Origin of the sequence: Mesorhizobium helmanticense, assembly GCF_003034915.1 — a bacterium.
In the GTDB taxonomy this organism is placed as follows: domain Bacteria; phylum Pseudomonadota; class Alphaproteobacteria; order Rhizobiales; family Rhizobiaceae; genus Mesorhizobium; species Mesorhizobium helmanticense.
This window is the reverse complement of the sequence record NZ_PZJX01000003.1, coordinates 13768-33165: the sequence shown is the minus strand read 5'-3', so window position 1 is coordinate 33165 and position 19398 is coordinate 13768. Positions and strand designations below refer to the sequence as shown.

General features: G+C 61.8%; 21 protein-coding genes. 10 read left to right on the top strand and 11 right to left on the bottom strand.

The window, feature by feature from the left end:
* Positions 1 to 5: 5 nt before the first annotated feature.
* The 3 genes from C9427_RS00815 to C9427_RS00805 form a co-directional block, all read right to left on the bottom strand.
* Positions 6 to 665, bottom strand: coding sequence for a TylF/MycF/NovP-related O-methyltransferase (locus tag C9427_RS00815; RefSeq protein ID WP_167434204.1), 660 nt, complete (start codon positions 663 to 665; stop codon positions 6 to 8).
* 238 nt (positions 666 to 903) lie between these two features.
* The gene (locus tag C9427_RS00810; protein WP_146172479.1) at positions 904 to 1557 is read right to left on the bottom strand and encodes a methyltransferase domain-containing protein; all 654 of its coding nucleotides are present in this window, start codon (positions 1555 to 1557) and stop codon (positions 904 to 906) included.
* 37 nt (positions 1558 to 1594) lie between these two features.
* Positions 1595 to 2428, bottom strand: a complete 834-nt coding sequence (locus tag C9427_RS00805) for a polysaccharide pyruvyl transferase family protein (RefSeq protein ID WP_107647342.1) — start codon at positions 2426 to 2428, stop codon at positions 1595 to 1597.
* 433 nt (positions 2429 to 2861) lie between these two features.
* Here C9427_RS00805 and C9427_RS00795 point away from each other — a divergent pair, with 433 nt between their 5' ends.
* Entirely contained in the window at positions 2862 to 3020 is a 159-nt protein-coding gene (locus tag C9427_RS00795) for a hypothetical protein (RefSeq protein ID WP_107647551.1), read from the top strand.
* Between the two features lie 51 nt (positions 3021 to 3071).
* Here C9427_RS00795 and C9427_RS00790 read toward each other — a convergent pair whose 3' ends face one another.
* The gene (locus C9427_RS00790; RefSeq protein WP_107647341.1) at positions 3072 to 3332 is read right to left on the bottom strand and encodes a DUF982 domain-containing protein; all 261 of its coding nucleotides are present in this window, start codon (positions 3330 to 3332) and stop codon (positions 3072 to 3074) included.
* 103 nt (positions 3333 to 3435) lie between these two features.
* Entirely contained in the window at positions 3436 to 4101 is a 666-nt protein-coding gene (locus C9427_RS00785) for a GntR family transcriptional regulator (RefSeq protein ID WP_107647340.1), read from the bottom strand.
* Positions 4102 to 4229: 128 nt separating this feature from the next.
* Here C9427_RS00785 and C9427_RS00780 point away from each other — a divergent pair, with 128 nt between their 5' ends.
* The 3 genes from C9427_RS00780 to C9427_RS00770 all read left to right on the top strand — a co-directional run bounded on the left by C9427_RS00780 (position 4230) and on the right by C9427_RS00770 (position 6364).
* A complete protein-coding gene (locus tag C9427_RS00780; RefSeq protein WP_107647550.1) occupies positions 4230 to 5483 on the top strand; it encodes a multidrug efflux MFS transporter in 1254 nt (417 codons plus the stop codon).
* A gap of 62 nt (positions 5484 to 5545) precedes the next feature.
* Positions 5546 to 5923: a YkvA family protein gene (locus C9427_RS00775; protein ID WP_107647339.1), complete on the top strand. Its 378-nt coding sequence runs from the start codon at positions 5546 to 5548 to the stop codon at positions 5921 to 5923.
* A 66-nt stretch (positions 5924 to 5989) separates the two neighbouring features.
* Positions 5990 to 6364: a DUF423 domain-containing protein gene (locus C9427_RS00770; protein ID WP_107647338.1), complete on the top strand. Its 375-nt coding sequence runs from the start codon at positions 5990 to 5992 to the stop codon at positions 6362 to 6364.
* Between the two features lie 25 nt (positions 6365 to 6389).
* Here C9427_RS00770 and C9427_RS33995 read toward each other — a convergent pair whose 3' ends face one another.
* Positions 6390 to 6539: a hypothetical protein gene (locus C9427_RS33995; RefSeq protein WP_167434203.1), complete on the bottom strand. Its 150-nt coding sequence runs from the start codon at positions 6537 to 6539 to the stop codon at positions 6390 to 6392.
* 72 nt (positions 6540 to 6611) lie between these two features.
* Positions 6612 to 6785: a hypothetical protein gene (locus tag C9427_RS00765; RefSeq protein ID WP_167434200.1), complete on the bottom strand. Its 174-nt coding sequence runs from the start codon at positions 6783 to 6785 to the stop codon at positions 6612 to 6614.
* Positions 6786 to 6895: 110 nt separating this feature from the next.
* Here C9427_RS00765 and C9427_RS00760 point away from each other — a divergent pair, with 110 nt between their 5' ends.
* Positions 6896 to 7978, top strand: a complete 1083-nt coding sequence (locus C9427_RS00760; RefSeq protein ID WP_107647337.1) for a LacI family DNA-binding transcriptional regulator — start codon at positions 6896 to 6898, stop codon at positions 7976 to 7978.
* 14 nt (positions 7979 to 7992) lie between these two features.
* Here the strand turns inward: C9427_RS00760 and C9427_RS00755 are convergent, their stop codons facing one another.
* Positions 7993 to 9216, bottom strand: a complete 1224-nt coding sequence (locus tag C9427_RS00755) for an OpgC family protein (protein ID WP_107647336.1) — start codon at positions 9214 to 9216, stop codon at positions 7993 to 7995.
* A gap of 203 nt (positions 9217 to 9419) precedes the next feature.
* On the opposite strand from C9427_RS00755, the gene C9427_RS00750 reads away from it, so the two are divergent.
* On the top strand, positions 9420 to 10091 hold the full coding sequence (locus tag C9427_RS00750) for an alpha/beta hydrolase (protein WP_107647335.1): 672 nt from the start codon (positions 9420 to 9422) through the stop codon (positions 10089 to 10091).
* 13 nt (positions 10092 to 10104) lie between these two features.
* Here C9427_RS00750 and sthA read toward each other — a convergent pair whose 3' ends face one another.
* Entirely contained in the window at positions 10105 to 11493 is a 1389-nt protein-coding gene (sthA, locus tag C9427_RS00745) for a Si-specific NAD(P)(+) transhydrogenase (RefSeq protein ID WP_107647334.1), read from the bottom strand.
* Positions 11494 to 11696: 203 nt separating this feature from the next.
* On the opposite strand from sthA, the gene C9427_RS00740 reads away from it, so the two are divergent.
* The 3 genes from C9427_RS00740 (at position 11697) to C9427_RS00730 (ending at position 14219) form a co-directional block, all read left to right on the top strand.
* The gene (locus tag C9427_RS00740; RefSeq protein ID WP_107647333.1) at positions 11697 to 12167 is read left to right on the top strand and encodes an RDD family protein; all 471 of its coding nucleotides are present in this window, start codon (positions 11697 to 11699) and stop codon (positions 12165 to 12167) included.
* Positions 12168 to 12306: 139 nt separating this feature from the next.
* The gene (locus tag C9427_RS00735) at positions 12307 to 13071 is read left to right on the top strand and encodes an arginyltransferase (protein ID WP_107647332.1); all 765 of its coding nucleotides are present in this window, start codon (positions 12307 to 12309) and stop codon (positions 13069 to 13071) included.
* A gap of 233 nt (positions 13072 to 13304) precedes the next feature.
* Positions 13305 to 14219, top strand: coding sequence for a DMT family transporter (locus C9427_RS00730; protein ID WP_107647548.1), 915 nt, complete (start codon positions 13305 to 13307; stop codon positions 14217 to 14219).
* Here C9427_RS00730 and C9427_RS00725 read toward each other — a convergent pair.
* Both C9427_RS00725 and parC read right to left on the bottom strand, forming a co-directional pair.
* Complete coding sequence (locus tag C9427_RS00725; protein WP_107647331.1) at positions 14207 to 15418, bottom strand: AI-2E family transporter; 1212 nt, start codon at positions 15416 to 15418, stop codon at positions 14207 to 14209. The genes C9427_RS00730 and C9427_RS00725 overlap by 13 nt on opposite strands.
* 236 nt (positions 15419 to 15654) lie before the next feature.
* Complete coding sequence (parC, locus tag C9427_RS00720; RefSeq protein WP_107647330.1) at positions 15655 to 17907, bottom strand: DNA topoisomerase IV subunit A; 2253 nt, start codon at positions 17905 to 17907, stop codon at positions 15655 to 15657.
* 293 nt (positions 17908 to 18200) lie between these two features.
* Between parC and C9427_RS00715 the strand changes: the two genes are divergently transcribed.
* Complete coding sequence (locus C9427_RS00715) at positions 18201 to 19391, top strand: hypothetical protein (RefSeq protein WP_107647329.1); 1191 nt, start codon at positions 18201 to 18203, stop codon at positions 19389 to 19391.
* The last annotated feature ends 7 nt before the right edge of the window (positions 19392 to 19398 follow it).

Sequence of the window (19398 nt, the reverse complement as noted above, 5' to 3'; positions counted from 1 at the left end):
GCGACTTATGACCGCTGGACCACCGCATGGGGGAGCGTTCGTATAAGACGGCAGTCAGAACGGCCTGCAAGGAATTGATCGGTCGCTATCCGGCATCCGCCGTAGTCGTTGTAATCGTCGAGGATCATGAGCCCGCCTGGGCTCAACACCTCCAGCGTCCGCTCAAGGCAGAACTTGACCGGATCGTGCCAATCGCAATCGAGATGGGCCAACGCTATCCTGCTTTTCGGATGAAAGTGCACCGTGTCTTCAAACAGGCCCTTGTGAAAGACGATCCTTTCGCCATCGACCGGGACGCCAAAGTCCATGAAGCTGGCACACACCTTGTCGAACAGATCGCCTTGATACCCGTAATATTTGTCACCGCCAATGCCCTTGGATCGTCCCGATCGGATGGTCTCGTAACGGGCCTTGGATTTCTCGTCGTCCTGTTCGGTTGGGCTCGGAATCATGCCAAACACATCGTAGCCATGGAAATGACGGTCGCCGTCAAGCTCGGACGCGATGTAGATTGCCGAGCCACCGAGCGCGATACCATATTCGATGAAGTCGCCGGGGACCTTTTCACGCTTTACCTGTCTGATCGCATCGCGGAGGCTGATAAACTTCGCGTCCGAAAGATACGTCAGCCGAGCGCGCTGCACCGAACGGGCGACGGCCGGCACTCTAAGCCCGTTCGCACTCTTCAATAAGTGTCGAGTGAATCCTGACAGCATCGTGCGAGGCTAAACAGCAGCCTGGAGATTTACAAGGTACGATGAAGACTGCCTTAAGTGAATACTTGTTTAGCTCCGAGAAGTATCCTGCTCCTCATGGCCGTGCACTGAGCTGGATCACGGCCTCAGCGTCCGCACTGATCCTCATTTGCGCGCGCCGCGTCCAGGCAAAACCAAATACCGGCCGCTATTTCAGCATCCTGCCAATGGCATTACGCCTTTTGCGCACGGATCGGGCGGTCTTTGCTATAAATTTCTTGATTCCGCGCTCGGCAAAAAGGAAATCGGTAATCGGTCGGTCATTGATCCATTGAACACCGCCACCAGCCGACAGCGTGGCACTGACGAAAATCGTATCCCCGCGTGTTGCCACGATGTCGACGTGTGAGAGAGCAAAATTAATGTGTGACAGGAGGGCGTCGCCGGTCGCGAAATTGTTATGTACCTTCATGCCGGCGCGTCGCCACTTCTCCGGGTTCAGAAAGTACGTGAAGATCACTTGGCGGTCCGGCGCATGCGCGGCAAGTGCACGGAAAAATCCGGCTAGATCATTGATATATTCGAGCGATCCCGCGCAAACGACAACATTGAAAGGCACGTTTGGTAGCCTGAACTCCTTGTTGAAGTCCACGACAAAGGTTCCGGGAAGATCATCGACGCAATCGACCGGCACGTACGTACAGGCGGGGGAAATGAACTTCTTCAGTTTCTGATCGCCCGCACCTATGTCGAGAACTGTGTCTGTCGCTCGGATTAGCTTTGCAATGATACCTGCCCTGAATTCCCAACCGGGCTGTGCCCCGGCTGCTACGCTGCGCCATTCGTCAATATCTGTTTGCATCTTTGGCCCCTTAGCCAGCATCGCGCGAACATAGGCCCTAAAGCGACGTCGGAAATTTCACCTTCACACCATGGGCTTCCAAACGTGCGTGAAGGTCACTGGCGATGCGCTTTTTCACATCATCGAATGCCGGTTTGCGTGCGGGTAAGCTCTCGATGCGCGTGCGCCGAAACCACTTTGTTCGAACTGACGGGATACCGATCAGGTCGATGATCGCAGTCCGGCCGTCGCGACGACCGGTGAAAACGACCGGGATGCCCATCGCTGCGCAAGGCATAGCGCTGTGAATGCGGCTAGTGACGACGATGCCCGCATTGAGTCGGTAGAAGTCGAGCAGGTTCCTTGCCGCCTCAAATTTGACTTCGCTCGCCATCGGAAACGGCAAAATGTGCCCGATCTGGCTAGCCCGCTTGCGATCCGACCGTGCGAAGTGACCCCGTTTCTGATCCACCAGAACCACCTTCGGCTCGGCAGGTTCCTTCGTTCGGGCCGGGAATGTCATCGTCGCGCAGCCGCTCACATAGGCATCGACACCCCATGACTTGATAATTTCGGCCGTCGCTTGATCACGGCATCCGATCGGCGCAAAGCGCTTGAAGTATGCCTTATGCTTTTCGAACACGGACGCTGCCTTCAGGGTCAGATGAAAGCCGAAGAAGATCGGCGTGATCGCTGGCGCAGGTGGCCAGTTCTGCGGCTCATGCGTGAACCAGCCGTTCATGACGACGACGCACGGCTCGCCATCATATCGATGCAAGAAGTCACGGTCGACCAGGCTGTATTCCTGATCGATATGCTGCGCGACAGCGAGCGTCTGTATATTGTCTCCGATGTTGTTGGTGTTAGGGTAATTCAGCAGTGCAATATTCATTCTCTGTTCTTGAGGCATAATGAATCCTGCGGCCCCGTACGCCTGATGAGTCCCGTACGCCTGATGAATGCCGAGATCAACATCAATTGCCACGCTCGGAGTTTAGCATGGGCGGTCCGAAAGTCTGGCCTGGTCGAGCAGTCCCGGTAAGCCGGCGGCGAAACAGTGCCTGCGGGGCAATATCGCACATGACATCGCGCGCATGGTAGAACAGCTTCTGTGCATTTCTTTGAAGCGTGACCATCGGTCACTTGGTTCAAACTGGTTTGGCGGCTGTCGGCGTCTGTACCCCGGCCTTCCTACGTCATCGTGCCAAACATCTTGCAAGCCCGAACCGGACTTGCCGCCTGCCATGCAGCCGATCGCCGCTTGCGGTGTTGTATTTGCAGTCCAATGCTCCTAGGCAGGGTCAAGCACAGTGAAAGGAAGCGATATGGCGCGAGCACCGAACTACGATCAGGAACGCAAGGAGCGCGACCGGCAGAAGGCCGCCAAAAAGGCGGAGAAGCTGGCGGCCAAGGTCGCAGCCAGGGAGCGTTCGAAGCCGGAGGACGACACAAGGTCCGAAACCGAAGCAGAAGCGGCAAAGTAGAGATCATTCGGCCTGCGAGGCGGGCCGGTTCCGCGCAGGGTTTCGCCTGCTTCAGGCCGGGGCCTTGTCGCTGACGAACACGTTGACTTCGCGAGCCGCGGCGATGAAGGCGCGCCTTGCGTTCATCGCCGGCTTGTCGCCGGCCAGTGCATCGTGGCAGGCCTGTAGCGCTTCGCGATGCTTGGGACTGCGCTTGCCGGGCCAGCTGTTCAGGAGGTAATCGGAAGCCTCCCGAGCCGTGCGCAAGAGCTGGTTGGTCCCGTCCGCGGCCGACTTGACGGTCACGGGTGTTTCAAATCGGTTGTTTTCCATCGCCGCTCTTACGCCATCGCCGCTCGCGAAGCGAGGGCGAAAGTGCGCTTCACGTTCGCGCACCGGCTTTTGCGCGACGCCCCCTGCCCTATGCCTGGTGAGTTCAAGCGGCAACGACGGCAAATCCCCTGGCGCGCAGGCCGCGCCGGTCATTGCGCAGCGACGTCACCAGCCGGTCGCGGCTGCCGACGATGTGCGCCGATAGTTGGCGCGCCGCCTCATCGGCATTGCCAGTCCGCACCGCCGCCAGAATGGCATGGTGCTCGGCCCAGGCACGGCTGAGCGCCGCCTCGTCGCGAACCTCCAGCCAACGGGCGCGCGACAGCCGTGTCATCGCATCGCGGACAGCCCTGAACAGGAACTCGTTGCCGGACAGGCGCGCCAGGTCGATGTGGAAATCCATGCCGACGCGGTGCCATTCCTCGCGCGGGGTGCCGGAGCCGCAGGAATCGAGCATCGCTTCGACGACCTCGACGGAGCTTTTGTCGCCCTGCGCGCATGTCAGCCTGAGCGCGGCCACCTCGACCGCCTCGCGATAGACCGCGATCTGCTCGAGCTCGGCGAGGTTGATGGGCGAGACCGTCCAGCCGCGCCCGTCGCGGCAGATCAGGCCTTCGGTCTCGAGCCGCAGCAGCGCTGCCCTGACCGGCGTGCGCGAGGCGCCGAACCGGCTTTCGATCCAGCGCTCGGTCAAACGCTCGCCCGGACCGATCTCGAGGCCGAGGATCATCTCGCGAAGCTGGCTCTCGACATTGTGCATCTGCGACATCGTGGTCCCATTCGTAGGCCGCATTGACAGCGGCCGGGTTGAAGTCCATGACGGATACCAACTTGGTATCCCAAATTGGTATCCGCAACAAGCCCGATACCGGCAGGACAGACATGGCGCAAGCAGACATGGCGCAGGGCAACACCGAACACGGCAGCTACAACGTCCACTGGCGGCGCAATCTCGCCGTGTGCTTTGCCGGTTCGTTCAGCACGCTCATCGCAATGACCCTGCTGTTGCCCTTCCTGCCGCTCTACGTCGAACAGCTTGGCGCCGAAGGCCACGCAGCCATCGTGCAGTGGTCCGGCATCGCCTATGGCGCCACCTTCTTTGCCGCCGCGCTGGTAGCGCCGCTCTGGGGACGGCTGGGCGACCGTTATGGCCGCAAGCTGATGCTGGTGCGGGCGAGTTTCGGCATGGCCATCTGCATGTCGCTGACCGGCATGGTGCAGAGTGTGTGGCAACTGGTGCTGCTGCGCCTGCTGATCGGTTTCGCCGGCGGCTATTCCTCCGGCTCGATCATTCTCGTCGCCATGCAGACGCCGAAGGACCGTTCAGGCTGGGCGCTCGGCGTGCTGTCGGCCGGCATCACCGCAGGTGCGCTCGTCGGCCCCCTGCTCGGCGGCGCGCTGCCGCCGGTGATCGGCATCCGCGCCACGTTCCTGCTCGCCGGCGGCGTTATCTTCCTGGCCTTCCTGGCGACGACCTTCCTCATCAAGGAGAATCCGCGCCCGGCAGCCGGCAAGGCAGCATCTGCCGAGAAGCCGAAAGGCGGCTGGGCGCAAATCCCCGACAAGCGCCCTGTTGTCGCCATGCTAACGACCGGCATGCTCCTGAGTTTCGCCACCATGTCGATCGAGCCGATCATCACGGTCTATGTCCAGCAGCTCATCGAGGATCAAAGCCGGGTCACGCTGATCTCCGGCGTCGTCATGTCGGCGGCGGCACTCGGCGCCATCCTGTCGGCTTCGCGGCTTGGCAAGCTCGCCGACCGCATCGGCCACTGGAATGTCATTGTCGCAGCCCTTGCCGTCTCGGCGCTGCTCTTGATCCCGCAGGCCTTCGTCACCCAGGGTTGGCAGCTCATCGGCCTGCGCTTCCTGATGGGCTTGGCGCTTGGTGGCCTGCTGCCCTGCATCACCAGCGTCATCCGCCACAATGTTCCGGACGGCGTGGGGGGCAATGTGCTGGGTCTGTCCATCTCGGCGCAATATGTCGGGCAGGTCGCGGGGCCGCTGCTCGGCGGCTTCGTCGGCGGCCATTTCGGCATGCGTGCCGTGTTTCTCGGCACATCCGTGCTGATGGCGGGTGGAGCTGCGTATAACTGGCTGGTCCAGTCGCGCCGCGCGCGCGACATGCTGGCGGAAGCCGGCAAATCCTGACACGATTCCGCAGTTCCGGTTTAAACTGTCGGTAGCCATCCTTTTGCGGATAGACCTGTCCGATGAAAAATGGACTGAAAGACTGGGCACGCAGGATCAAACGAGACGCGCATGCTGTTTACCTCGCAGCCAGCGATCCTCGCACGCCTTGGTACGCTAAGGCGCTGGCGCTATTGGTTGCCGGCTACGCACTGTCGCCCATAGACCTGATTCCCGACTTCATACCGGTGCTGGGATATCTCGATGACGCGATAATCGTGCCACTGGGTATTGTGGCTGTGGTGAAATTGATCCCGCCGGAGGTCATGGCAGAGCACCGAGCCGCCGCGCTTGCAGCAGAGCGTCCGGTGAGCAGAACCGCCGCCGTGGTGATCGCCGGTATCTGGGGCGCATCGGTCGCACTGGTTGCGTGGCTCGGCTATCGCTACTTCATCGGCTGAACGTCAAGCTGATACCCGTTTCGCAAGACCAGATCAGTCGTCTGGCATTCAGGGAGGTACTTCAAAATGAACACGGCCGAGCAACCAGCGAACGGCAGCGACCGCATCCTTGTTTTGGCTGGCGGCCTGAGTGGGGCGGCTGGCGTGGCGTTGTCGGCTGCTGCGGCGCATCTGGGTGGCGCCTTCGTCGGCACGGCCGCATCCTTCCTCATCATGCACGCGCCGGTTTTTCTAGCCGTCGGACTGCTTGGCGCAAGCCGGATCCTGCGGACCGGAAGCTTCGTCCTTCTCGTCGGGCTTGTCTTGTTTTCAGGCGATCTCCTGGCTCGCGATTTCGTCGGCTCGCGGCTTTTTCCGATGTCGGCGCCCATCGGCGGCACCTTGCTCATCGGAGGCTGGCTGGTGATCGCCGCCTCGGCACTGATGCGCCCGCGCCCCTGAGGCGAAGGCTTCCCCAAAAGGGGAGCTAATCTTTTCTGCGTTCCGGCCGGACAGGCAGTTCGCGGTTGCGCGCGCCCACCTTGGTCAGGCGCAGCCGCTCCGGCCGGCGGGAGGCCGGTGAGATGCCCCAATAGTTGCGGTAGATGTCCTCGAACAGATAGCTGACGGGATGCATGGCGTGGTCTCCTCTCGGGTTATTCTGGAGATTGAATCGATCCAATCCGCAGGCATGAAAATACCCTGCCGATCAGCCCAGCTTTCGCTCCACTAGGAAGCGCAGATCGCGAACCCACGGGCTGAATCTGCCGCGGCGTTTCTGGGTCACCGCGTCCGATCTGATGTTCCAGTCATTGCGGTAGATATCCTCAAACAGGTAATTGACGGGATGCATCGCACCCTCCTCTCGGTTCAGCGACAGCATTGGAAATGCTCGCTTGGATCGATTCAAGAATAGCTCACGACTGACCGAAGTCAAGCAAAAATTTGAATCGATCCAACAAAAGTGCTAGATGAAAATTCGGAGGCAGCAAAATGGCGTCACTCACCGCAGGCAACACAAGACCCGTCAGGCTGGCCGATATCGCCAAAGCGGCCGGTGTTTCGCACGGTACAGCCTCCAATGTCTTCAGCCGTCCCGAGATCGTGCGCGAGGAAGTGCGCGAGCGGGTCAAGGCGGCGGCCGAGGCGATGGGCTATGCCGGCCCGGACCCCAAAGGCCGCCTGCTGCGCGCCGGCAAGGTCAACGCGATCGGCGTCGCCACGACCGAGCCCCTCTCCTATTTCTTCGACGATCCCTTTGCCCGCGTCATGATGTCCGGCATCTCCGAGGCGTGCGATGCCACGGGTGCCGGCATCGCTCTCGTTTCGGCCGGCAATGAGGAGAAACTCGCCTGGAACATCCAGAGTGCCCTGGTCGACGGCTTCATCCTGTTCTGCATCGAGGGAGGCCCGCGCCTGGTCGAATTAACGCGCGAACGCAAGCTGCCCTTCGTCGCGCTCGAACTCGGCTCGCAGGACGACACGGTCTCGGCGATCGGCGTCGACAATGTTGCCGGCGCCCGCCTCGCGGCGCGCCATCTCTGCGAGCTTGGGCATCGCCGCTTTGCCGTGCTGTCACTGGCTTTCGTGGACGGCCGCACCGGCCTTGTTTCGGCCGAGCAGGTCCGGGCGGCGCTCTATGCCGGTACGCGCGACCGGCTTGCCGGCTATTTCGAGGAACTCTCCCGCTTCGGTGTCGACACCGCTGGGGTGCCTGTCTACGAGACCGAAAACGACGAGCCCAGCACGTGGGCTGGCCTGGAAACGATCTTCGCCTTGCCAGAGCCGCCAACGGCCATTCTGGCGATGTCGGACCGGATTGCCATGATCGCGATCGAATGGCTGGCGGCACGGGGCATCGCTGTGCCCCGCGACGTCTCGATCGTGGGCTTCGACGGCGTGCCCGACGGCGCGCTTTGCGAGCCTGCGCTCACCACGGTTGCCCAGCCGATTGCCGAGATCGGCCGCAGGGCGGCGCGACGGATCCTCGATTTCGACGGCACGGTGCGGCGCGAAACGCTCGACGTCGAACTTGTCGTCAGGGCCTCATCGGGGCCGCCGCCGACAAGGGTTTGAGTCCAGCACATTTGTCAGTTGGCGCTTGTCACCATTGACCCCACGCCAAACGATGTGCGCACCGGCGATGTTTCGCTGCGAACCGGCTTGCTCTTGCTGTTCCAACCGATGCCCGACAGCCATTCGAGATAGTAGGCGAGCGCGAACTGCATGGCGATGCCAGCTGCGATAAGCAGACTGTCATAGGCAAATCCACCCGGATTGATCAGCTTCATCACCTGCGCCGCCATGGCGATCACCGTGCCGGCGATGAAAACCGGCAGCGACCGCTTGCCCAATATGGCGAGCGGGTGGTCACGGCTCGTGCGGAACAGGTTCGAGACAGACGGAATGGCCACCACCAGGTAGCTCACGGCCAGGATGTGCAGCAGCCTCGGCAAGGACAGGAACGTCTTGTCGAAGCCGGTCAGCACCACCGGCAAATCCAGCCACGATACGTGCCCCCAGAGCGGGCTGTGCACCCAGACCAGCGCCCCGGCGACATAGGTCGCCGCCACACCGACCAGCCAGCGATTGACCGGAATGGTGCCGCCGCGCCTGACATGCAGCATGGCCGCCAAGCCAATGTTGAAAAGAAACTGCCACGACAGCGGATTGAGGAACCAGAAGCCGGGCTCCGGATAGTTCGGCGGAGCAATCTGATAAATTCCGGCAACCAGCCACAGCGTTCCGGATAAAGCGAGCGCCACCAAAGGTCTGCTGCCGATGACCAGCAGGAAGACCGGTGTCATCAGAAGCAGTACGGCATAGACCGGCAGGATGTTGTTGTAGCCGAGCTGATGACCGAGCGTGACAATGCCGACCAACACCTCCGGCGTGTTCCTCATCAGCGGCTCGATGTTGATCATCGCCAGAATGTCCGGCCGCTTCGCATACACCGCCGCAGCGCAGAAGATGGCCATCACCACCGTCGTCGTGACGATGTGGGCGGCATAAAGCACACCGGCACGGCGCCATAGTTTAAGCGTCGCAAGCAGCCGGCTGCCGGGCTGGAATTTTGCACCATAGGCAAGAGCGACCGACATGCCGGAGATCAGCACGAAGGCCTCCGCCGCATCCGAGAACCCAAAATTCTTGTAGGTCAGATACTCGTAAGCGGTGCCCGGCACATGGTCGACATATATGGTCAGCAGAGCGAGAGCCCGCAGCACATCTATGCGCGTATCGCGCCCCGTTGTGCGCGTGCCGCCGCGATCTGGGATACGCATATCGCGATCCGGAGAAACTGGCATGGTCATCGATAAAAGGCCTCAAAGCTGTTTGTTCATGCCGGCAATGCGCCCATACCGGCGCACTGCTTCGATTCCTCCCGGCGGGATCAATATCAGCGAAAAACGGATTGAAATGCGCCCGGTTCGATCAACTTTATAGGAGGCGGAAAATATTCCGTTTTGAAGCCGGCAAATTAAGAAAAATCGCATGAAATCAAAAGGATGCAACTATGGCGGAAAAAACTCCGGAAGATGGCTTTTTGCGGTGCGATTTGGCGTTTTCCTACCGCTTCTACATGCCGGTAAAGCCAAGTGGTGAATGCCTTTTCCTGCTGCACGGATCGGGTGTCGACGAGACCACGCTGGTGGCGCTGGGGCGACAGATCGCACCGCGCGCCGTGTTGGTGGCGGTCCGTGGCCGCGTCGCCCAGGAGGACGGTTTCCGGTGGTTCACACGCATCACGCCGACACGCTTCGAACAGGAGAGCGTCCGCGCGGAGGCCAACGCCTTCGCGGATTTCATCAATAAGGCGGTGAAGCGGCATCGCCTCGATTTTTCCCGAATGACATTTCTCGGCTATTCGAATGGCGCCAATCTGGTTTCGAGCGTGATGCTCATGCATCCGCATCTCATCGAACGGGCTGCACTGCTGCGCCCGATGCCGGTGCTCGACGACGTGCCGCCCGCGGAGTTGTCCAGAGCGCGCGTGCTGATCATCGCCGGCGCCGCCGACCTGACCTACGCGCCCTTTGCGCCGGCGCTGGTCAGCCTGCTCAGCCAGCACGGCGCCGAGGTCGACGCGCGAATTGTCCCCTCAGGCCATGAATTCGGCGATCGCGACGCGGCCATCGTCAGGCAATGGCTGGCCGGCCCGGCAGTCATCGTCGCACAGGCGACTTGATGATCCTGTCGTCCTACCCCCGCCCCATCCTGTTCCAGGCATCCAGCCCGGCTATCTTGTAGGCTTCGGCCAGCGTCGGATAGTTGAAGGTGTTGTTGACGAAGAAGTCGACGGTGCCGCCGAGATTGATCACCGCCTGGCCGATATGGATGAGTTCGGTGGCGCCCTCGCCGACGATGTGGGCGCCGAGTAACCGGCGCGTCTCGACCGAGAAGAGAAGCTTCAGGAAACCGGTGTCGACGCCCATGATGTGGCCGCGCGAGGTCTCGCGGAAGCGCGCTACCCCGACCTCATAGGCGCCGCCGTTCTCGCGCACCTGCTCTTCCGACTGGCCGACCGTGGAAATCTCGGGCACCGCGTAGATGCCGTAGGGAAAGGTTTCCGGCGCTGGCGGCAGCGGCACGCCGAAGGCGTGGCAGGCAGCCACCCTGCCCTGCTCCATCGATGTGGAGGCAAGGCTCGGAAAGCCGATGACGTCGCCGGCGGCATAGATGGTGGGCGCGCTGGTCTGGAAGGTCTGCGGATCGACCTTGATGCGGCCCCTGGAATCGGCCTCGATACCGACCACGTCCAGGCCAAGCGCGCCGACATTGCCGCTGCGCCCCGCCGCATAAAGCACCATCTCGGAACGGATCGTGCGCCCGTCGGCAAGCGTCACCTCGGCGTGGTCTGCCTTCGAGGCGATCTCCTTGACCGCGCTGCCCAGCCGGATCGTCATGCCACGGTCGCGCATCTGATGGATAAAATCGTCGACGATTTCGCGGTCGACGAAATCGAGGATGGTGTTGCGCGGTTCGATCAACGTCACCGGCACGTCGAGCGCCGAAAAGATCGTCGCATACTCGACACCGATGACGCCGGCGCCGATCACCGTCAGCGTGCGCGGCAGGCGGTCTAGTTCCAGCATCTCATCGCTGTCGAAGATACGGGTCTTGTCGAAGGGCACGTCGCGCGGCCGGTGCGGGCGGGTGCCGACCGCGATCAACGCGTTGGCAAAACCGACCTCGCTGTAGTCGCCATTTTCCGCCGTCAGGCTGACCTTGTTGGGGCCGATAAACTTGACCGTGGCGCGCGCGCTCTTGACCGTGTTGCGCATGAACTGGTGCTGCAGAACCTCGACCTCGTGATCGAGGGTCTTGTGCAGGCGCTGGATCAGATCGCCGACCGAAATGTCCTGCTTGACCCGGTAGCCGCGACCGTAGAAACCGCGCTCGCGCCAGCCGGAGAGGTTGAGCACCGTCTCGCGCAATGTCTTCGAGGGGATGGTGCCGGTGTGCACGGAAACACCGCCGAGGCGCCGGCCTCTGTCGACCACCAGCACCGATTTGCCAAGTTTGGCCGATTGCACCGCGGCGCGGCGGCCGGAAGGGCCGCTGCCGATGACCAGCATGTCGTAGTCCATATTGCCCCTGTCCCCGGCGTCTTGTTGCACCGCAGCAAGCTAACGCTATCCGCGCCGCGAATTCAACCGATTCAGCCTAAGCTCGGCACGACTTCGTCATGGCAGGCCGGTGAAAGGTTCGACCTTGATTCCGCCGCGGGCCTTCACCATTTCATCAGCATTGAGTCCGCACCCTATTGCGGGTCCGATTACGAGGATATGACATGAACGCGCGCGTACTTGACGGCGAAATCATCACCACCAGGCTCGACGACGTGAGGGCCTATGAGGGCGTGCGTACGCGGCGCATCCTTGCCTTCATCGTCGACTATTGCATCGTGGCGTTGCTCACCATTCCGTTCGCGATCCTGGTGTTCTTCCTCGGGCTGTTGACACTCGGCCTCGGCTGGATGCTGTTTTCCGTTCTCGTGCCGGTCGTCGCCATCCTCTACATCTGGAGCACGCTGGGCAGTGCCGACCAGGCCACCACCGGCATGAAGATGATGGGTATCAGGCTCGATCGCCTCGACGGCACCCGCATCGACGGGCTGACCGCTGTCGTCCATTCGGTGCTGTTTTGGGCCGGCAATGTCATCCTGACGCCGCTGATCCTCCTGGTGACGCTGTTTTCCGACCGCAAGCGCACGCTGCACGACCTGATGCTCGGCACGGTAGTCAGCCGCAGCGGCCGTTGAAACCGCTTCCGAAGAGTCAAAGCAGCACCTTATCCGCAAATGTGAAGGCGTCCGGTCAACCACGCCTGCATAATCCTGTTGAATTTTTCGCCGTCCGCGCCAAAGGTAGAGCGATTCGCAGGAGTATCCCCAAGGCTCGATGACGCAGCATCCAACCCAGTCGCCGCAGTTCTTCCTGACCGCGCCGTCGCCGTGCCCCTACCTTGAGGGCCAGTTCGAGCGCAAGGTGTTCACGCATCTGGTCGGCGACAAGGCGCCGGAGATGAACGACCTGTTGACGCAAGGCGGGTTCCGGCGTTCGCAGAACATCGCCTACAGGCCGGCCTGCGAGACCTGTCGCGCCTGCGTGTCGGTGCGCATCCTGGCCCAGGAATTTACCGCCAGCCGCAACATGAAGCGGGTGATCCAACACAATTCAGACCTTGTCGGCGCCATGCACGACGCGCAGCCGTCGACCGAGCAATATTCGCTGTTCCGAAGCTATCTCGACGCCCGCCACCGCCGCGGCGGCATGTCCGACATGACGGTGCTCGACTACGCCATGATGGTCGAGGACACCCATGTCGACACCAAGGTCATCGAGTATCGGCGCCGTGGTCCCGACACTTTCATCACCGGCAAGGGCCAGGGCGAGCTGATCGCGGTGGCGCTCACCGACAAGATGGCCGACGGCCTGTCGATGGTCTATTCCTACTTCAATCCCGATTTTGAAGACCGCTCGCTCGGCACCTTCATGATCCTCGACCACATCGCCCGCGCCAGGGCGATGGGCCTGCCCCATGTCTATCTCGGCTACTGGGTCAACGGCTCGCGCAAGATGAATTATAAGATGCGCTTCATGCCGCAGGAGCATCTCGGCCCGAAGGGCTGGGAACGCTACGACCACGAAGCGGTTTCGCGCTGACCTTTTTTTCTTCTGCCATTCATCCTTACAGCGCCGCGCGTCCTTTGGGACGCGCAAAGGACGCTGTAAGACTTTGATTTTGCGCATGATCCTTTCCGAAAATCAGGTCGATTTTCGGGGTCACGCGCGAGACTGTTTCAAGGAGGGGGATGCTGGTCTTGCAGCCGAGTGGCTGGAAGACAGGCGCCGGGTCGATCTTGCGGCCTGCCTTCCCCATACATTGCGAGACCGACATGTCATCTAATACCCGGAAGGGCCACACCGATCACCAGAAAGGCCTTCTCATCACGGCTATCGGCGGACTGGCGCTGACCGCGGACATCCCACTGATCCGGCTGGCTCATGGCGAGGCGTGGACGATCCTGTTGCTGCGCACCGGCTCCACCCTTGTCGCGGCACTCATCATCTGGGCCATCTGGCGCTCGCTGAGCAGGAATGCGCCGCAACTCATCCCTGGCTGGTCCGGGCTTGCGGTGGCCATATGCTACGGGCTGACCTCGCTGACCTTCGTCACCGCCGTTTATCACACCTCGACCGCCAATCTGGTCTTTATCCTGGCCTTCAGCACCGTGTTCACGGGCCTGCTGTCGTGGTTGTTCCTTAAGGAGCGGCCCCACCTGGCCACGGTGCTGACGATGCTGGTCATGATCCTCGGCGTGCTGATCATCGTCGGCGGCTCCATCGGGACCGGGCACCTGTTCGGCGATTTCATGGCGCTGTGCTCGGCCTTCCTGATAGCACTGGCCATCACCATCTCGCGCGCCAGCGGCAAGGATATGGGCTTCACCTCGCTGATCAGCGTCGTCCTGCCCCTGGCGGTCGCGGTGTTCATGGTTTCGGGTGAAGGCGGCATCCAGGTGAGTGCGCCATGGTGGATCATCTTCAACGGCGCAGTCATCATGCCGATCTCGTTCTTCTGCCTCGCCAACGGGCCGAAATACATTTCCGGACCGGAAGTGGCGATGTTCTACCTGCTGGAAACCGTGCTGGCGCCGGTCTGGGTGTGGATGATCTTTGCCGAAACGCCGACGCGCGACAGCCTCATCGGCGGCGCGATCCTCATCGTCGCGCTGGTTGCGCATTCAGCGTGGCAATTGCATGAGGGTCGCAAGCGCCGCGCAACGCTTGCCGTCTCTCACCCGGCCTGAATCTTTTTCGCGTCGGCGACGATCTCTATCTGCGGCGGGACGCTTTCCGGTCCAGCGGGCGCTTCCGAGACGGACTCGTCGGCCAGTTCCACCTCGCGCAGCCATTCGCGCCAGATCGCGACCAGCAACGCCATCAGCACCGGGCCGATGAACAGGCCGAGAAAGCCCATTGTCTTGACGCCGCCGATCAGGCCGAAAAAGGTCGGCAGGAAGGGCAGCTTTATCGGGCCGCCAACCAGTTTCGGGCGCAATGTCTTGTCGACGATGAAGAGCTCGACCGCGCCCCAGATGAAGAGCGCCAGCCCAGCCATCGGCGAGCCGCTGGCGGCGAGGTAGATCGAGACAAGCGTGAAGGATAGCGGTGCGCCGCCCGGGATCAGCGCCATGATGCCGGTGAGCGCACCGAGCGTCACCGGCGACGGTACGCCGGCCAGCCAGTAGGCGACACCCAGCACCAGCCCCTCGCCGATGGCGATCACGGTCATGCCGGTCACCGTGGACGAGATCGTCGCCGGCACGACGCGTGAGATCCGCTCCCATCTTGTCGGCAGGATGCGTTCGCCGAGACGGTCGACCTGCCCGGCGAAATGCTCGCCGTCGCGATAGGCGAAGAACAGCGCGATCATCATGAACAGCAGCGTCAGCAGAAGGCCGAAGGCGCTGCCGCCGGCGGCCAGCACGCCGCGATAGATGCTGCCGATATTGGCGCCGCTGATCAGCTGGATCAGCTCGCCGATGCCGCCGGGATGGCCGAAATTCCGCGTCCATTGCTCGTTCAGCCACTCGCCCACCACGGGCAGCGTGGCAATCCAATGCGGCGTCGGCGCGCCATGCCGGTTGGTCTCGATCGCCCAGCCCACCCATTCGCGGACCTCGTTGATGGCATAGGTGCCGGCGAGCGCGATCGGCACCACCAGGAAGGTCAGGATGAACAGGATCGCCAATGTCGCGGCGATGGTGCGGTTGCCGCCGACACCGGCAAGCAGCCGCCGATAGAGCGGCCAGCTGGCGAAGGCGATGACGAGCGCGGCCAGAACCGGGAACAGGAAGCCATGGAAGAAATAGACGCCGGCGGCGACGATCAGCACCAACAGCCAGCGCGCGGCAGACAGCGGCGGAATGACGGCGGCCCTGAGCGGCGTCGACAGGCCGAACAGGCGCTGATGGCGTTCCGGCTTCTGGATCTTAGCTTCCTTCAAATGCCCTACTCTCCCAAACACCCTTCCTGCTTATGCACTGATATAGTGCAGCAATCGTGACGATAGTCCAAATGGTTGGGAGTATCTCCCCCCTTGAGGGGAAGATGGCCGGCAGGCCAGAGGGGTCGCCGCGCGTGAAGCGCCGGCATCCTCTGTCCACAAAAAAGGGAGTCGCGTCAGGACGTACCGACCCCCTCGCCTTCGGCGACATCTCCCTCGAGGAGGGAGATTTAGAGTTACCCGAACTTGCCCGTCCTTGGAAAACCCTTCGGGACCATGCGTCCGGCCGAGGCACGGGCGCCGATCCATTCCGCCAGTTCCTCACGCGACTTGGTGAAGGTGCGGTCGGCCGAATCCTGCCAGGAAAGGCCGCTTTCGAGCGTGAAGGTCTTCAGGTCGAGAACGCCGCCATCCTTGTATTTTTGCAGGCGCACACCCTTGCCGCGTCCCATCTCGGGGATTTCGGCAAGCGGGAAGACCAGCATCTTGCGGTTCTCGCCGACGATGGCGAGATGGTCGCCGGCGACCGTCACGCAGCGCTTGGCCTCGTCGGGCGCCTTGACGTTCATCACCTGCTTGCCCTTGCGGGTGTTGGCCACGACCTCCTCCTCCGGCACGATGAAGCCATTGGCGCCGTGCGACACCAGCAATAGCTTGCGCTTGGGATCATGGACGAAGGCGGTGACGATGTCCTGGTCGTTGTCCATGTCGACGATGATGCGGATCGGCTCGCCATGGCCGCGGCCGCCTGGCAGTCGGTCGGCGCCGATCGTGTAGAACTTGCCGCCGGTGGTGAAGACCAGCACCTTGTCGGTGGTCTGGGCATGGAAGGCGAGCTTGAGGCTGTCGCCCTCCTTGAAGGTCAGCGTCGAATGATCGATCAGATGACCCTTCATCGCCCGCAGCCAGCCCTTCTCCGAGACAACCACGGTGACCGGCTCGCGTTCGATCATGGCGTGCGCAATGTCGGTCAGGTCATGTTCGGGTGCATCGGCGAACTGGGTCCGGCGCTTGCCGAGCTCGGTCTCCGGTCCGAACTTGTCGCGGATGCTGGTGACTTCCCATTTGATCGTCGCCCACTGCTTGGCGTCCGACGCAAGCAGCGCCTCGATCTGCTTCTTCTCGGTCGTCAGCCCATCGAATTCCTTGCGGATCTCGATTTCTTCCAGCTTGCGAAGAGCGCGCAGCCGCATGTTGAGGATGGCTTCGGCCTGGTTGTCGGTGAGCGACCAGCGCGCCATCATCACTTGCTTGGGCTCGTCCTCCTCGCGGATGATCCTGATCACCTCGTCGATGTTGAGATAGGCGATCAGATAGCCGGCGAGAATCTCCAGCCGCCTCTCAATCTCGCCGAGGCGATGCTTCGAGCGGCGGATCAGCACCTCGCGCCGGTGCTCCAGCCATTCCTTGAGCACGCCCTTCAGCGACAGCACGTTGGGCACCTTGCCGCGCGACAGCACGTTCATGTTGAGCGGGAAGCGGCTTTCCAGCTCGGTCAGCTTGAACAGCGACTCCATCAGGATGCCGGGATCGACCGAACGGCTCTTCGGCACCAGCACGACGCGGATGTCCTCGGCACTTTCGTCGCGGATGTCTTCCAGGAGCGGCAATTTGCGCGCCATCAACAGCTCGGCGATCTTCTCGATCAGCCGGGCCTTCTGGACGCCATAGGGGATTTCGGTGACGACGATGCTCCAGGTGCCCCTGCCCTGGTCTTCCTGGCCCCATTTGGCCCTGACGCGAAAGCCGCCGCGACCGGTTTCGTAGGCTTCGAGGATCGAGGCTCGGCTGTCGACGATGATGCCGCCGGTCGGAAAGTCCGGCCCCTGGACGAAGTCCATCAGCTTCGTCACCGGCGCATCCGGATGTTCGATCAGATGCAAGGCTGCATCGCAAAGTTCGGCGGCATTGTGCGGTGGGATTGAGGTCGCCATGCCGACCGCAATGCCGGATGAGCCGTTGGCAAGCAGGTTCGGGAAGGCACCGGGTAGCACGACCGGCTCCTCGTCCTCCTCATTGTAGGTTGGCCGGTAGTCGACCGCGTCCTCGGTGATGCCGGACAGCAGCTCGGTCGCCACATCAGTCATGCGCGCTTCGGTGTAACGCATGGCGGCGGCGTTATCGCCATCGATATTGCCGAAATTGCCTTGCCCGTCGACCAGCGGGTAGCGCATGGAAAAATCCTGCGCCAGGCGCACCAGCGCATCGTAGATCGACTGGTCGCCATGGGGATGGAACTTGCCCATCACCTCGCCGACGATGCGGGCGCATTTGGCAAAGCCCTGGTCGGGGTTGAGCCTGAGCAGCCGCATGGCATGCATGATGCGGCGATGGACCGGCTTCAGCCCGTCGCGCACGTCCGGCAGCGCACGGTGCATGATGGTCGACAGCGCATAGGCGAGGTAGCGCTCTTCCAGCGCCTTCTTCAGATCGATCGGTTCGACGTGGTCACCGCCGCCATTTTCAGGCGGCAAAAGCCTTTTTCCCATGGGCTGGGACTAGCCGAGCGGGTGATTCGCGGCAAGGGGCCGGGATGGCGCACCCGTCTTTGCCGATAGGAATTTGCTGCAACAGGAATTGGCAGCGTCGCAACACCCTCCAACATAAACCGGTTACATGTCGCGCCTATGCCGGGCGTAAGGTGAGGCGATCGGGTTTGCCTTTCGCCGCGATTTTCGACCATTGTGCGGGGATGCGCCTTTTTCCCGTCCAGTTCGTCACTGAATGGTGACGGCGCAAAGAATTCGACAAATAATTTCAGGACATTCTTAGGGAACTCGCGATGACAATCAAACGCTCCACTCTCCAGAGGTTCGCCCTCTCCACCTTTCTGCTGACGCTGCCGCTCAACGCTGCCTTGGCGCAGGACACCGCGGTCGCCGACCGGCTGAAGGCGGCCATGGCCGCCCAGGGCATCGACATCTCCTGGACAGGGGTGAGCGGCGATGCCTCCAGCATGGTGCTGCAAGGCGTGTCCGTCAAACCGGCGGCCGAGAAGGAACCTCTGGCGATCGGCGACGTCAAGCTCGAAGGCGTAACCGAGGCCAATGGCGGTTACGCTATCGCGACCGTATCGACTTCGGCCTTCCAGCACAGCCAGGACGGGATCACGCTCAACCTCAGCCCTTTCGTCATCCATGACATGACGGTTCCGGCGGACGGGGCGACGGGACCGCTGGGTTCGCTGATGATGTACAAGTCGGCCGAACTCGACAACATGACGGTCAAGGTCGCCGACAAGACCGCCTTCTCGATGGACGGGTTGGCAATCGAAATCACGCCGCCGGCCGACGGCAAGGCGATGGCGTTTTCCGGCACGACCGAAAAGTTCAATGCCGACCTGACGCTGGTCGAGGATCCGAAATCCAAGGAAGTGATCAACGCCCTCGGTTACCAGAATATCACCGGCAATCTCGAAATGGCCGGCATCTGGCAGCCTTCGGACGGCAAGATGGAACTGTCGAAATACGACATCTCCGTCGACAATGCCGGCACGCTTGGCATGACCTTCGATCTCGGCGGCTACACGCTGGATGTCATCAAGTCGCTGCAGGAGATGCAGAAAAAGATGGCAGCTCAGCCCGAGGGCGCTGACAAATCGGCTGAGGGCATGGCCATGCTCGGCCTGCTGCAGCAACTCTCCTTCAACAGCGCCAGCGTACGCTTCGACGACGATTCGCTGACCAACAAGGTTCTGGACTATGTCGGCAAGCAACAAGGCATGTCGGGCAAGGACATCGCCAACCAGGCCAAGGCGATCGTGCCTTTCGGCATGGCGCAGCTCAACAATCCCGAATTGACCGCCGAGGTGACGGCCGCGGTCAGCAAATATCTCGACGACCCGCAGAGCCTCGAGATCGCGGCCGAGCCGTCGGCAGCGGTGCCGTTCGCGCTGATCATGGCGGGCGCCATGTCCAACCCGCTCGACCTGCCAAAGACGCTTGGCGTGACGGTCAAGGCGAACGAGGACTGATCGAAGC

What these genes read in the sequence shown, in the direction of transcription:
- C9427_RS00730 (WP_107647548.1), top strand. Translation starts at nt 13,305, where the DNA reads ATGTCATCTAATACCCGGAAGGGCCACACCGATCACCAGAAAGGCCTT.
- C9427_RS00765 (WP_167434200.1), bottom strand. Translation starts at nt 6,785, where the DNA reads ATGCTGTCGCTGAACCGAGAGGAGGGTGCGATGCATCCCGTCAATTAC.
- C9427_RS00795 (WP_107647551.1), top strand. Translation starts at nt 2,862, where the DNA reads ATGGCGCGAGCACCGAACTACGATCAGGAACGCAAGGAGCGCGACCGG.
- C9427_RS00775 (WP_107647339.1), top strand. Translation starts at nt 5,546, where the DNA reads ATGAAAAATGGACTGAAAGACTGGGCACGCAGGATCAAACGAGACGCG.
- C9427_RS00780 (WP_107647550.1), top strand. Translation starts at nt 4,230, where the DNA reads ATGGCGCAGGGCAACACCGAACACGGCAGCTACAACGTCCACTGGCGG.
- C9427_RS00755 (WP_107647336.1), bottom strand. Translation starts at nt 9,216, where the DNA reads ATGACCATGCCAGTTTCTCCGGATCGCGATATGCGTATCCCAGATCGC.
- C9427_RS00805 (WP_107647342.1), bottom strand. Translation starts at nt 2,428, where the DNA reads ATGAATATTGCACTGCTGAATTACCCTAACACCAACAACATCGGAGAC.
- parC (WP_107647330.1), bottom strand. Translation starts at nt 17,907, where the DNA reads ATGGGAAAAAGGCTTTTGCCGCCTGAAAATGGCGGCGGTGACCACGTC.
- C9427_RS00790 (WP_107647341.1), bottom strand. Translation starts at nt 3,332, where the DNA reads ATGGAAAACAACCGATTTGAAACACCCGTGACCGTCAAGTCGGCCGCG.
- C9427_RS00810 (WP_146172479.1), bottom strand. Translation starts at nt 1,557, where the DNA reads ATGCAAACAGATATTGACGAATGGCGCAGCGTAGCAGCCGGGGCACAG.
- C9427_RS00750 (WP_107647335.1), top strand. Translation starts at nt 9,420, where the DNA reads ATGGCGGAAAAAACTCCGGAAGATGGCTTTTTGCGGTGCGATTTGGCG.
- C9427_RS00760 (WP_107647337.1), top strand. Translation starts at nt 6,896, where the DNA reads ATGGCGTCACTCACCGCAGGCAACACAAGACCCGTCAGGCTGGCCGAT.
- sthA (WP_107647334.1), bottom strand. Translation starts at nt 11,493, where the DNA reads ATGGACTACGACATGCTGGTCATCGGCAGCGGCCCTTCCGGCCGCCGC.
- C9427_RS33995 (WP_167434203.1), bottom strand. Translation starts at nt 6,539, where the DNA reads ATGCATCCCGTCAGCTATCTGTTCGAGGACATCTACCGCAACTATTGG.
- C9427_RS00740 (WP_107647333.1), top strand. Translation starts at nt 11,697, where the DNA reads ATGAACGCGCGCGTACTTGACGGCGAAATCATCACCACCAGGCTCGAC.
- C9427_RS00715 (WP_107647329.1), top strand. Translation starts at nt 18,201, where the DNA reads ATGACAATCAAACGCTCCACTCTCCAGAGGTTCGCCCTCTCCACCTTT.
- C9427_RS00785 (WP_107647340.1), bottom strand. Translation starts at nt 4,101, where the DNA reads ATGTCGCAGATGCACAATGTCGAGAGCCAGCTTCGCGAGATGATCCTC.
- C9427_RS00735 (WP_107647332.1), top strand. Translation starts at nt 12,307, where the DNA reads ATGACGCAGCATCCAACCCAGTCGCCGCAGTTCTTCCTGACCGCGCCG.
- C9427_RS00770 (WP_107647338.1), top strand. Translation starts at nt 5,990, where the DNA reads ATGAACACGGCCGAGCAACCAGCGAACGGCAGCGACCGCATCCTTGTT.